Here is a 12,210-nt window from a genome sequence, read left to right on the forward strand (position 1 = left end):
GAGCGGCGCTGATGGCCTACGACGCGGACCTGTTGGTCGTCGGCGGCGGTCCGGGCGGGTTGGCCACGGCGTTACACGCTCGCCGCCTTGGGCTTTCGGTGATCGTGGCCGAGCCGCGCGAGGCGCCCATCGACAAGGCGTGCGGCGAGGGCCTGATGCCGGGCGGGCTGGCCGCGCTGACCGCGCTGGGTGTGGACCCGGCCGGCATGCCGTTCCAGGGCATCGCCTACCTGAGCGAGCACCAGCGGGCCCAGGCCCGGTTTCGTGACGGGCCCGGCCGCGGAGTGCGTCGCACCACGTTGCACGCCGCACTGGCCGCGCGCGCCAAAGAGCAAGACACCGAATGGATCCGGGCGCGGGTGAGCAGCGTCGCGCAGGATGCGCACGGCGTGTCGGCCGCCGGTGTGCGCGCGAGGTGGTTGGTGGCGGCCGACGGGCTGCACTCGACCGTGCGGCGCGCCGTCGGCATCGCGGCGACGGCCGGGACGCCGCGGCGCTACGGCGTGCGCTGGCACTACCGGGTGCCGGCGTGGTCGGAATTCGTCGAGGTGCACTGGTCGCGCTGGGGTGAGGCGTATGTGACGCCGGTCGAACCGGACCTGGTCGGCGTGGCGATACTCTCGCGCGGGCGTCCCGACCTGGGCTGGTTCCCGGGGCTGGCCGCGCGACTGCGCGCCGCCGATCGTGGCCGGCCGCGTGGCTGCGGCCCGTTGCGGCAGGTGGTTTCCCGCCGCGTCGCCGGGCGCGTCCTGCTGGTCGGCGACGCGGCCGGCTATGAGGATGCGCTGACCGGCGAGGGCATCAGCCTGGCGGTCAAGCAGGCCGCCGCGGCGGTCCGGGCCATCGTCGACGAGAGGCCGGCGTCATATGAAGCCGCGTGGCACCAGATCACCCGCGACTATCGGCTACTCACCCGCGCGCTGGTGCTGGCCAGCACGCCGCGGGCGGTGCGGCGCGCCATCGTGCCGGCCGGCGCGCTGTTGCCCGGCGCGTTCCGCGCCGGGGTGAACATCCTGGCCCGCTAGGGCGTGGGTTCAGCGCGCCTGCCAGACCGGCTCCCGCTTCTCGGCGAACGCCCGCGGGCCCTCCTTGGCGTCCTCCGACTTGAGCAGGGCCCGCATCTCGCGCATGGTGCGGTCCCAGCCGGGTTCGTCGCCGACCACCATGCCGTCGTCGACGCCGTAGGCGATCCGCTTGCTGGCCTGTACCGACAGCGGGGCGTTCACGGTGATCGCCGAGGCCAGCGCCAGCGCGGCGTCCAGCACCGAGCCGGCCTCGACCACCTCGTTGATCAGGCCCCAGTCGCGGGCGGCGGCCGCGGGCAGCGGCTCGCCGGTCAGCAGCAGCCGCATCGCCACCTTGCGGGGCAGCTGCTCGGCGATCCGGAACACCCCACCGGCGGCGGCGATCAGGCCGCGCTTGACCTCCGGCAGCCCGAACTGGGCCCGCTCGTCGGCCACCACCAGGTCGCTGGCCAGCGCCAGCTCGGTGCCCCCGCCCAGGGCGGTGCCGTTGACCGCCGCGATGGTGGGCTTGTCGATGAAGTGACGCACGTAGCCGGCGAAGCCCCATTCGGGATGGTCGGGGTGATACAGGTTCTCCCGCCGCGCGATGGCCTTGAGGTCGGCCCCGGCGCAGAACGACTTGTCGCCCGCGCCGGTGAGCACCACCGCCCGCACCTCGGGCTCGTGTTGCGCCTCTTCGAGCGCATCCCCGACGCCGATGCTGACCGCGGCGTTGACCGCGTTGCGGGCTTCCGGCCGGTTGATGGTTATCACCATCACGTTGCCCCGGCGTTCGGCCAGGGCCCCCGGCGCGTCGGTCACAACAGTTCCACGATGGTGGCGTTGGCCTGCCCGCCGCCCTCGCACATGGTCTGCAGGCCGTAGCGAATTCCCTTGTCCCGCATGTGATACAGCAGCGTGGTCATGATCCGGGCGCCCGAGCCGCCGAGCGGGTGGCCCAACGCGATCGCCCCGCCGTTGGGGTTGAGCTTCTTCTCGTCGGCGCCGATGTCCTTGAGCCACGCCATCGGGACCGGAGCGAAGGCCTCGTTGACCTCGTAGACGCCGATGTCGTCGATGGACAGGCCGGACTTCTTGAGCACCTTCTGCGTCGCCGGGATGGGCGCGGTCAGCATGATCACCGGGTCGGCCCCGGCCAGCGTCGCGGTGTGCACCTTCGCGATTGGCTTGAGCCCCAACTCCTTTGCCTTCTCCGCGGACATGAAGAGGATGGCCGCCGAACCGTCGGAGATCTGCGAGGAGTTGCCGGCGTGAATCACGCCGTCCTCCTTGAACGCCGGCTTCAGCGAGGCCATCTTCTCCATCGGGGTGCCGCGCCGGATGCCCTCGTCCTTCAAGACGACATTGCCGTCCTGGTCCTTGATGCCCACGATCTGGTCGTCGAATGCGCCGGAATCCTGTGCGGCCGCGGCCTTTTCGTGCGACGCCAGGGAGAATTCGTCGAGCGCGGTGCGGTCGAAGCCCCACTTCTCGGCGATCATCTCCGCACCGATGCCCTGGTTCGGGATCTGGCCCTGGTAGCGGTCCAGGAAGGCCTGGGGGTAGGGCCGCCCGCCGTTGGCCAGCGACGCGCCCATCGGGGTGCGCGACATCGACTCGACGCCGCCGGCGACGACGACGTCGTAGTGCCCGGCGATCACGCCCGCCGCCGCGAAGTGGATGGATTGCTGGCTCGACCCGCACTGCCGGTCGACGGTCACGCCCGGCACGGTCTCGGGCCAGCCGGCGGTCAGCAGCGCGGTGCGGCCGATGTCGAGGGCCTGTTCGCCGGCCTGCATGACGCAGCCCCAGATGACGTCGTCGACGATGCCCGGGTCGACGCCGGCCTTGTCGACCAGGCCGTTGAGCACCTGCGCGGAAAGCTCGGCCGGATGCACCCCCGACAACCCGCCGTTGCGCTTGCCGATCGGTGAGCGCACTGCCTCGACGATGACGGCTTCAGCCATGGTCTTGTCTCCTTTGACACGTGGACTTCGAGAAGAGTGAGTCTTGCCTCGATTGTCAACCAAGGGGTTGGCAGGTCGGAGGGCGGGGTGGCTCGGCGCCGGCGGCATGGCCACATCGGCCACATGCGTACCAGCGGGTGACCATGACACCCCGGCGAATCCGCCAGCGCATGTGCTGGCGCATTCGGCCGGGGACGCATGGACCACTCACCCGATCGGCGGAACCGCCCGACGCGCGGCGGCGGGCCGACGTAGAGCTGATTGAACAAAAATTAGGTCAAGTCGGACGGCGACGGCGTCACCGGCGGCGACCGGACATACGCCCGCGCAGCACGTCGAGGCCCGGCCCGTTGAGCAGGCGGGGCCCGGCCGCCAACGGCCGTCAGCCCCAAGCCCGGCGCACATCGTCGAAGGCGTTGCGTGGCAGCGCTTTACGTGGCACCAGGCATCGGATGCTAGCCGGCCGGATAGGCGACCGACTTGATCTCGGTGTACTGGTCGAATCCGGCCACACCGTTCTGGCGCCCGACCCCGCTGTACTTGTAGCCACCGAACGGGGTGTCGGCGCCGTAGGGCGCGCCGCCGTTGACGCCCATGAAGCCGGCCCGAATCCGGCGCGCCACCGAAAGCGAGCGCTCCAGCGAACCCGACATCACGTTGCCGGCCAGGCCGTACCTGCTGTCGTTGGCGATCCGGATGGCGTCCTCCTCGTCGTCGAACGGGATGACGCACAACACCGGTCCGAAGATCTCCTCCTGGGCGATCGTCATCGAGTTGTCGACGTCGGTGAAAAGCGTTGGCCGTACGTAGTATCCCTTGTCGAAACCGGTGGGCGCGTCGGGTCCGCCGACCAGTGCGGTGGCGCCCTCTTCGACCCCCTTGCGGATGTAGCCCATCACGCGGTCGCGCTGCACCTGCGAAATGACCGGGCCGCAAAGGGTTCCGGGGTCCTGCGGGTCGCCGCAAGTGACGTTCTCGTAGATGCCCTTGAGGATCGCCACCCCCTCGTCGTAGCGGGACCGCGGCAGCAGCATCCGGGTGGGGTTGGCGCAGCCCTGCCCGGCGTGCATACACGGCGCGATCCCGATCGCGCAGGCCATCCCGAAATCGGCGTCCTCCAAGACAATCGTGGCCGACTTGCCGCCCAGCTCCAGGAACAGCCGCTTCATGGTCGCCGCGCCCTTTTCCATGATCCGCTGCCCGACCACCGTCGACCCGGTGAACGAGATCAGATCGACCTTGGGCGAGAGCGTGAGCTCTTCTCCCACAAAGTGATCCGAGGCGGTGACGACATTCACCACGCCGGCCGGGATGTCGGTCTTCTCGGCGATCAGCCGGCCCAGCCGGGTGGCGTTGAACGGGGTGTTCGGCGCCGGCTTGAGCACCACGGTGTTGCCGGTGCCCAGCGCCTGGCCGAGCTTGTTGAGGGTCACCTCGAACGGGAAGTTCCACGGCACGATGGCGCCGACCACGCCCACCGGCTCACGCCAGACCTTGCGGGTGGTCAGCGTGCCGGTCAGGCTGATCACCTTGTCGCCCAGGTCGGTCTCCCAGGCGTACTCGTCGATCAATCGCGCGGGATATTTGAGCCCGTCTTCCAGCGGGGCGTCCAGCTGGGGCCCGAACGTGATGGCCCGCGGCGAACCCACCTCGAGGATGAGCTCCTCGCGCAGCTCCTCCTTCTCCGACTCGATAGCCTCGTGCAGCTGCAGCAGGCAGCGCTTGCGCAGCTCCCGGTTGGTCGACCAGTCCGTCTCGTCGAAGGCCCGCCGGGCGGCGTCGATGGCCCGGTGCATGTCCTCCTTCGAGGCGTCGGCGACCTCGCCGAGCGGCTCCTCGGTGGCGGGGTTGATGTTGGTGAAGGTGCCGGCCTGCCCGTCGACGAGCTTGCCGTCGATCATCATCTTCGGCTCGAAGCGGACCTTTACAGCCTCAGTCATATCTGTCACTCTCTTCTGGGTCGCGGAGGGGCTACGGAGAGCCTTACCGGAAACTAGCCGATTGGCAAGCTGCGGCCGCCGCCGGGCTGGTTATTGCGGGTCGAACAGCACCGGGACCGACGTCGGCGACCGGAACACCTGGCCCCGGATGTGGGGATCGTCGGCGTCGGGGTCCAGCCGAAGGTTCGGCAGCCGGTCCAGCAGCAGGTTGACGGCGGTGCGCATCTCCAGGCGGGCCAGATGCATGCCCAGGCAGACGTGCACGCCGTGCCCCCAGCCCAGATGACTTTTGGGCGCGCGGAAGATGTCGAACCTGTCCGGGTCGGGGTAGCGGTCCTCCTGCCGGTTGGCGGCGCCCAGCATCGGCATCACCGTGGAGCCGGCCGGAATCGGCACCCCGCCGAGTTCGGTGTCGCGGGTGGCCACCCGGGTGATAGTCAGCAGCGGGGGCTCCCAGCGCACGCCCTCCTCGATGGCCTGCGGCAGTAGCGAGCGGTCCGCGCGGATGGCATCCAACTGCTCCGGATCGGACAGCAGCGCAAGCAGCAGGCTGCCCAGCGCCCGGTACGTCGTCTCCACCCCGGCCGGCAGCAGCAGCCGCAGGAAGGAGTAGATCTCCTCGTCTTCCAGCTTCTCGCCGTCGATCTCGGCCTGGGCCAGCCCGCTGATCAGATCGTCCTTGGCCTCTGCGCGCCGCGCCGCCAGGATCGGCGCGAAGTAGTCGCACAGCGCGGCCGAGGCGGCAAGCCCGCGTTGCGGATTCAGGATCCAGCTCAGCAACGAGATGGACCACCGCTGAAACTGCGGGTAGTCCTGCTCGGGCAGGCCCAGCAGGCCCGCGATGATCCGGCTGGGATAGTCGAAGGTGAACTCCTTGACCAGATCGGCCTTGCCGTTGCCGGCGAACCTGTCGATCAGGCTGTTGCCCACCCGCCCGACCAGCTCGTCCTCCCAGCGCGCCAATGCCTTCTGCGAGAACGCCTTTGACACCAGAGACCGCAGCCGTCCGTGCACCGGCTCGTCCATACCCAGCATCACGCGCTCGCCCAGCACCGGCCCGAACGCCGCGATGACGGCGGCCGACGAGAACGTCTCGTTGTCGCGCAGCATCTGCTGGGCGTCCTCGTGGCGGTAGACGATGAACACCGGCTTGGATTCCTCGTGCGGCATGCCGGAGGTGTCCAATCGCTGAATCGGCTCCTCGCGGCGCAGCCGGGCCAATTCGGTGTACGGGTCGCGCACGTCCCCGGAGACCGCGTCGTCGAAGGCGCCGAAGTCTTCCAGGTCGTCGAAAAGTTGCTCCATGATTACCCCTCTTGATCCCCTTGACGTGCCGCGCTTTTCGGTGACGAGAACCGCCCGGTCAGCGCGGCCAGGCGCTGCAACACCGGCTGCGGAAGCACCCGCGCCACCAACACCATGGCCCGCTGGCCGTGCGTCAGCGGCCACGCCCCGTCCCGCATCGATCCCTGCCGCGGTATGCCCAGCACCACCCGCGACAGGTGGTGCATGCCCGACGCCGGCAGGATCCTGTTGGCGGCCAACAACATCGACGCGTCGGGGCCGACCCCGCGGCGGCGGAACGGCGCCCGGTCGTCCAGCGCCTTGCACAGGCCGTCGGTGAACCGCTCGGGCGGCCGGGCGAAACTGACCGCCAAGCGCCCGCGGGTGTTCATGGTGGTGTGCAGGCGGGCATAGGGGCCGCTGAAGTTGCGGTCGTCGGTGGTGCCGGCGTCGGTGATGATCTCGGTGTCATAGGTGCCGGCCACCAACACCGTCACCCCCAAACCGAACGGCGCGATCTCGCCCGCCAGCGATTCGCCCCACCGTTCCAGCGCGCCCTTGGCCGCCGAGTACGGCGCGGTGCCGGGCTGGCCGCGAACCCCGGCCGCGCTGGACACCAGGACGATCCGCCCCCGCCCGGCGGCCCGCATGGACGGCAACAGGGCCTGGGTGAGCGCAACCGGGCCCAGCACGCTGGTGGCGAACATCCGCTGCCACAACGCCGTATCGGTCTCCTCCACCATTCCGGCGGCCGAGATTCCGGCGTTGTGCACTATCGCATACGGTGCGCCCACGGCTTCCTCGATGGCCTTGGCGGCCGCGGCGACCGACGCGCTGTCGGTCAGATCGAGCTGTACGCCGATCAACCGGTCGTCGTCGGGGTCCTGCCCGGTGCCGTCCCGAATGGCCCGGCGCAACAGGGGCATTCCCTGATCCGGTGTTCGCATGGCGGCGACCACCCGCCACCCTTCGCGATACATCCGCAGCGCGGAGGCGAACCCCAGTCCGCGGGATGCGCCGGTGATGACGACGCTGCGCGGCTCAGCCATGCCCGACCGCGGTGGTCGCGCAGGCGCCCGCACCGGGTGGTGGCGGCTGCACGTCGGGGCGGCCGTGGGGTTGCCCGCTCATCCAGGTCGACCAGATGCCGACCGAGTATGGGCCCTGCGCGCCGGCCTTCTCGTAAAAACCCTGTGGGTCATAGACTTTGGCTTCCGGATACGGCCAGGGGCAGGCGACGGAGGTCGCCGCCTTGGTGGCCTTGATGACGGCGAACCACGCCCCGTAGGCGAAGTAGGACACGTTGATGATGACGAACATCACCAGGAAGGTGCCGAGCACCGGCCGCGCCGGGAAGAGTTTGGCTTTGGCGGCCAGCTTTTCGGCCACCGATTTGCCGGTGTCGTCGCGATAGCACAGGATCGCGGCCGGGACCATCACGAAGGTCACCGAGAACGACTCCCAGATCAGCGGGAACTGGAAGGTGGTGCCGGTGAACACCGAACCCCAGGGGATGACCTGTGAATAGATGTACATGCCCATGTGGACCAGCTGGATCTCCAGCCAGGCGTCGAAGACGAAACCGATCGCGCAGGTCAGCACGCCGAGGCTGACCAGCGGGTGCCGCGCGAAGAACGACTGCGGGCCGTACTTGGCCTGAAGCCTGCGCAGAATCCACACCGCCGGGAAGTACGGTCCGAAATAGAAAGTCACGTAACCGAATACGACGAACGGCTCCACCGTCGGCGACAACGACACCAGCGGCCAGGATTCCGGCCAGTGGATCAGGTCGGGGTTGTACACCGCGAACGGCGCCCAGTTCATGATCGGGTCCTGCCACACGATCAGGGTGGTGCACAGGAACATCAGCATCGCCGGGCTGCCCGGGTTGCGGCGCCATCCCCTGACGAAGACCACCACCAACACGATCAGCATGACCACGGTGGAGATCTGGATGAACGTCATGTAATCCAGGCCGAAGATGAACTTCACCGGGCGCGGACGGCCCTGCACGTTCGGGTTGGCCACCCGCGGATCCAGCGCGACGCGGCAGTTCGCGATGAAGAAGAGCGCGAACGCCGCCAAGCCGGCGCCGGCCACCCAGCCGCCCCAGCCGCGTGTGCCGGTTCGCCGCGGGGCGGCCGATTCCCGTTGTGCCGCAGGCGAAGTGGTCTGTTCTGTCGACATCAGGTCAACCTTCCTCTCCGAAACGATCGACCAGATGCGAGTTGACGCCGTCGGCGTCGAGGGTTCTGGCCACCAGATACCCGGCGCCCATCCAGGCGCGTCGCGTCCACTTGCCGAACGACACCCGGGTGCCGGGCGCACCGGAGGCCGCCGGCATCATCTTCACCCGCTCCAGCGCCTCCTTGACCCCGCGCGGGCTGAGCGGATGGGCATCGGCGAAGGCCCGCACCAGGGTGGCGGCGACGTCGCAGTTGACCACCGGCACGCAATATTCCGGCCGCCGGCCCCCGTACTTTGCGGCGTAGCGGTCGAGGAAGTCCTGCCCGATCCGGTTGTCCTCGTCGTATTGGTCGACGCCGACCCAGCCCATGAAGGCGTTCCACATGATCGGGTTGACCCAGGCGTTCTGGAAGGCGGTGGTGGTGAAGCGCGGCGGATCCCAATCGACCGCCTGCAGCGCCGGATTGATGAACACGATGCCGAACCCGAAACCCAGATGCACGATCGCCTCGGACTTGGCGTCGTGCAGCGTGCGCACGGCCTCGTTGATGTCCTGCGCGGTTTGCGCGATGGCCGCCTCGGCGACGATGCGAATGCCCTTGCGCCGGCAGGCGCTGCGCAGGTTCTTCAGGTAGCTTTCGCCGATCAGGTTCTGCTCGACGAGCACTCCGATCTCGGAAAGTTCGCGCTTGGCAACGAGATCCGCGATGAAGATCGGCTCGTCGGTCATCGACCCCTGCGGGAAGGAGAAGGTCCATTCACCCAGCCAGTCGTCGGTGCCGGTGACGCTGAGCGCCGGCACCTTGAACCGCTCTTCGATCGCCTCGCGGGTGGGCACGCAGTTGTCGGTGATGTGCGGCCCGAACACCACCAGGCAGCCCTCGTCGACGAGTTCGCCGAAGGCGTCGATGACCGCTTTGACCGATCCTTTGGGCAGGCCCTCCACCTCGCGGTAGATCATCTGGACCGCTCGGTCCAGCACGCCCTGCTCGGCGGCCTCGGCGAAGACGAGGTCGAAACAGCGGGTGAAGTCGGCCTTCATCTCCTCGGGGAACCCCGGCGGCAGGGCGAAGTCCATCAGATAGCCGACCTTGATCGGCTCAGCGCTGCTTTCGTAGGACATCTGACCTCCCAAGGACAAATTCGCGCGCGCCGGTCTGTAAACCTAATATTTGTTCAGACCCTAGCGGGGGCGGTATGCAGCGTCAATCATCGGACCCGAGCGAACCGCCCGACCCGAAGTAGATGCCGATCATCTCGCCCAGGGCCTTGCCCACCGCCACGTCGTCGGTCAACGGCCCGGCGATGGCGGCCCGGGCCGCCTCGGGCAGGCTCAGGCCCTCGGCGATCAGCCTGCCCGCCGCGATCAGCACCCGCGTCGACGCGACCTCGCGCAACCCGGCGGTTTCCAGCCGGCGGATAGCCTGCCCGAAGCGGACCAGCTCGGCCGCGGTGGCGGCGTCCACGCCCGCCTCGTGCGCGACGATCCCCTCCTCGACATCGGCTGCGGGGAAATCGAATTCGATGGCGACCATGCGCTGGCGCGTCGAATCCTTGAGATCCTTCAGCACGCTCTGATAGCCGGGGTTGTAGGACACCACCAGCCCGAAGCCGGGCGCGGCGTCCAGCGTGATGCCGAGTCGCTCGATGGGCAGCTGCCGGCGGTGGTCGGCCAGCGGGTGCAGCACCACGGTGGTGTCCTGGCGGGCCTCCACCACCTCGTCGAGGTAGCAGATCGCCCCCTCCCGCACCGCCCGGGTCAGCGGGCCGTCCACCCACACGGTCTCGTCGCCGCGCAGCAGGTAGCGGCCGACCAGGTCGGCGGTGGTCAAGTCGTCGTGGCAGGCGACGGTGATCAGCGGCCGGCGCAGGTCGTAGGCCATCGCTTCGACGAACCGGGTCTTCCCGCAGCCCGTCGGGCCCTTGAGGACGAGCGCCAGGCCCTGCCGGTACGCGGCCTTGAAGACGGCCTCCTCGCTGCCGACCGCCCGGTAGTACGGGCGCGCCTCGGCGGCATGGACGTATGCAAGTCCGGACTGGTCGACCATGGCTTCCCTTCTGTTAGCCGGCGCCCACGTGCGCCGATGTGTGCGGCCGGCGGGGTGTCGCGGTACCGGCACGCGCGTTCGCGGTGGTGCGGCGGCGGACCTCCGCCGCGCGCAGGGCCGAGCGGAACAGCGGACCGATCACCCCGGCCAGCTGATCGGGGCGCGCGATCGTCGCGTGCGCGCTAGTGCCGAACACCCGGCGCAGGGACTGCACGTCGGTCCCCGCGCCGATGGTCAGGCACACGCAGCCGGTCCCCCGCCGGCGCGCCTCGGTCAGCGCCCGGCGTGCATCCGCGGCACCGTAGGCCCGCTCGTATCCGTGGTCGTAGGCCAGCCCGTCGGACAGCACCACCAACAGCCGTCGCGACGTGCCGCCGCGCGCCTCCAAGATCGCCGAGCCGTGCCGGATGGCCGCGCCCAGCCGGGAGTACGCGCCGGGCTCGAGGCTGTTGAGCCGCCTGATCACCTGGGCGTTGAGCTGGTCGTCGAACCGCTTCACCGGCACCATGCTCACCGCGCGCCGGCCCTGCGAGTAGTAGGCGTACAGCGCGACCCGATCCCCCAAATCATGAAGCGCCACAGCGAGATCGGCGACCGCCGCGCGCTGCTGCTCATGCACGGTGCGCCCGACGGTGCCCGGCTCGGCCGCCGACCCCGACACGTCGAGGAGCAGCAGCACCGACAGGTCGCGGCGGCGCCGCAGGCTGTCCAGGTACACCGCCTCGTCGGGCACCGACCCGGCCCGTACCTCGACCCGGGCCTCCACCGCGGCGTCGATGTCGATGTCGTCGCCCTGCGGCTGCCGGTGCCGCCGGTGCAGACCCATGCCCAGTCGCGCGAGCGGGCGGCGCACCGCGATGGCGTCGTCGACGGCCAGCGTGGCCCGCGCCGTGACGGCCGGCTCGACCTCGCGCACGGTGCACCAGGCGGGCCGGTAACTCCCGCGCGCCACGTCCCATTCCGGATACCGCACCCCGTCGGCGGGATCCTCGTCGTTCCCCTCGTCGGCGGGGGCCGACGCGAGCGAGGCGACGGCGTAGGCACCGCGCTTTCCGGAATCGGTGCGATGCGTGGGGCTGTCCGCGCCCGGCGGCCCGCCGCCGCTGCCGGTCTTGCGCGCCGACGACAGCAGCTTCTTCAGCCACTTGCCGAGGGCGCCGCCCCCGCCGACCGGGCTGGTGAACAGGTCCGGGTCGTCCGAGTCGTCGACCGCCGCGTCGTCGAGCTCCGCGAGGTCGGCGGCCCCGTCGCGCCGCGGGACGTGCGCGGGTGCCGCCTTGTCGTCTGGCTGGTCCGGCCGGGCGGCCCGCCCGCATGCGGCAAGCACCTTCCCCGCCCGGATCACCCCGAATTCCGGCTCCGGGTCGGGCAGCGCCACCTGTGCGGCGGCCAGCGCCAGCGACGCCCGCGGGGAATCGCTGCGGCCGGCGACGCCACGGTCGCCCAGGGACGCCAACACGCGGGGCAGCACCGGCGCGTTGGCGACCAGGGCGCGGTGGCCTTCGACGGTCAGGTAGCGCTGGGCCAGCTTGCGGTGCCGCAGCAACCGGCCCACGACGTCGGGGCGCAGGCTGCCGGCGGCGATCATCGACGCCTGCACCGCTAGGGATTTGAGCGCCCCGGGCGCGCCGGCGTCGACGTAGATCGTCTGGCCGTCGGTCCACGCCGGCTCCCCCGGTGGCAGCCCGGCGACCGCGACGGCCCGGCCCGCGAGCGCGGAGGCGAGCATGCCCAGGGCTTGCCATTGGTCGGCACAGGCGTCATCCCCCATGCTCAACCT

The 12,210-nt window shown here is 69.9% G+C and carries 10 protein-coding genes; 1 reads left to right on the forward strand and 9 read right to left on the reverse strand.

The genetic code is table 11. The features are described 5' to 3' along the window. The first annotated feature begins 8 nt into the window (after positions 1 to 8). Positions 9 to 1,025 (forward strand): NAD(P)/FAD-dependent oxidoreductase, encoded by a 1,017-nt coding sequence (locus tag H7I87_RS05505; protein WP_103036215.1) that lies wholly within the window; start codon positions 9 to 11, stop codon positions 1,023 to 1,025. Positions 1,026 to 1,034: 9 nt separating this feature from the next. On the opposite strand, the gene H7I87_RS05510 is transcribed toward H7I87_RS05505, so the two are convergent. The 9 genes from H7I87_RS05510 to H7I87_RS05550 form a co-directional block, all read right to left on the reverse strand. Then, positions 1,035 to 1,826: a crotonase/enoyl-CoA hydratase family protein gene (locus H7I87_RS05510; RefSeq protein ID WP_033726653.1), complete on the reverse strand. Its 792-nt coding sequence runs from the start codon at positions 1,824 to 1,826 to the stop codon at positions 1,035 to 1,037. Next, complete coding sequence (locus tag H7I87_RS05515; protein WP_003878513.1) at positions 1,823 to 2,971, reverse strand: thiolase family protein; 1,149 nt, start codon at positions 2,969 to 2,971, stop codon at positions 1,823 to 1,825. Before H7I87_RS05515 ends, H7I87_RS05510 begins: the two co-directional genes overlap by 4 nt. A 455-nt stretch (positions 2,972 to 3,426) precedes the next feature. Then, on the reverse strand, positions 3,427 to 4,911 hold the full coding sequence (locus H7I87_RS05520; protein ID WP_023861242.1) for an aldehyde dehydrogenase family protein: 1,485 nt from the start codon (positions 4,909 to 4,911) through the stop codon (positions 3,427 to 3,429). Positions 4,912 to 5,001: 90 nt separating this feature from the next. Further along, a complete protein-coding gene (locus H7I87_RS05525) occupies positions 5,002 to 6,216 on the reverse strand; it encodes a cytochrome P450 (protein ID WP_033726652.1) in 1,215 nt (404 codons plus the stop codon). Between the two features lie 2 nt (positions 6,217 to 6,218). Beyond that, positions 6,219 to 7,244 carry an SDR family oxidoreductase gene (locus H7I87_RS05530; RefSeq protein WP_033726650.1) on the reverse strand — a complete coding sequence of 342 codons (1,026 nt, stop codon included), beginning with the start codon at positions 7,242 to 7,244 and terminating at the stop codon, positions 6,219 to 6,221. Next, on the reverse strand, positions 7,237 to 8,382 hold the full coding sequence (locus tag H7I87_RS05535; RefSeq protein ID WP_011724043.1) for a spirocyclase AveC family protein: 1,146 nt from the start codon (positions 8,380 to 8,382) through the stop codon (positions 7,237 to 7,239). Before H7I87_RS05535 ends, H7I87_RS05530 begins: the two co-directional genes overlap by 8 nt. Positions 8,383 to 8,386: 4 nt before the next feature. After that, complete coding sequence (locus H7I87_RS05540; RefSeq protein ID WP_011724042.1) at positions 8,387 to 9,505, reverse strand: ABC transporter substrate-binding protein; 1,119 nt, start codon at positions 9,503 to 9,505, stop codon at positions 8,387 to 8,389. Positions 9,506 to 9,587: 82 nt separating this feature from the next. Continuing rightward, positions 9,588 to 10,430 carry a CbbQ/NirQ/NorQ/GpvN family protein gene (locus tag H7I87_RS05545; protein WP_033720361.1) on the reverse strand — a complete coding sequence of 281 codons (843 nt, stop codon included), beginning with the start codon at positions 10,428 to 10,430 and terminating at the stop codon, positions 9,588 to 9,590. A gap of 13 nt (positions 10,431 to 10,443) precedes the next feature. Further along, positions 10,444 to 12,201 (reverse strand): nitric oxide reductase activation protein NorD, encoded by a 1,758-nt coding sequence (locus H7I87_RS05550; protein ID WP_033726649.1) that lies wholly within the window; start codon positions 12,199 to 12,201, stop codon positions 10,444 to 10,446. Positions 12,202 to 12,210 lie beyond the last annotated feature (9 nt).

The sequence above is a fragment of the Mycobacterium timonense genome, from assembly GCF_025821985.1.
Classification (GTDB): domain Bacteria; phylum Actinomycetota; class Actinomycetes; order Mycobacteriales; family Mycobacteriaceae; genus Mycobacterium; species Mycobacterium avium.

Bases quoted from the DNA above. Each gene is read 5' to 3' on its own strand.
- H7I87_RS05530 (WP_033726650.1), bottom strand. From the start codon at position 7,244: ATGGCTGAGCCGCGCAGCGTCGTCATCACCGGCGCATCCCGCGGACTG.
- H7I87_RS05515 (WP_003878513.1), bottom strand. From the start codon at position 2,971: ATGGCTGAAGCCGTCATCGTCGAGGCAGTGCGCTCACCGATCGGCAAG.
- H7I87_RS05545 (WP_033720361.1), bottom strand. From the start codon at position 10,430: ATGGTCGACCAGTCCGGACTTGCATACGTCCATGCCGCCGAGGCGCGC.
- H7I87_RS05520 (WP_023861242.1), bottom strand. From the start codon at position 4,911: ATGACTGAGGCTGTAAAGGTCCGCTTCGAGCCGAAGATGATGATCGAC.
- H7I87_RS05550 (WP_033726649.1), bottom strand. From the start codon at position 12,201: ATGGGGGATGACGCCTGTGCCGACCAATGGCAAGCCCTGGGCATGCTC.
- H7I87_RS05535 (WP_011724043.1), bottom strand. From the start codon at position 8,382: ATGTCGACAGAACAGACCACTTCGCCTGCGGCACAACGGGAATCGGCC.
- H7I87_RS05525 (WP_033726652.1), bottom strand. From the start codon at position 6,216: ATGGAGCAACTTTTCGACGACCTGGAAGACTTCGGCGCCTTCGACGAC.
- H7I87_RS05540 (WP_011724042.1), bottom strand. From the start codon at position 9,505: ATGTCCTACGAAAGCAGCGCTGAGCCGATCAAGGTCGGCTATCTGATG.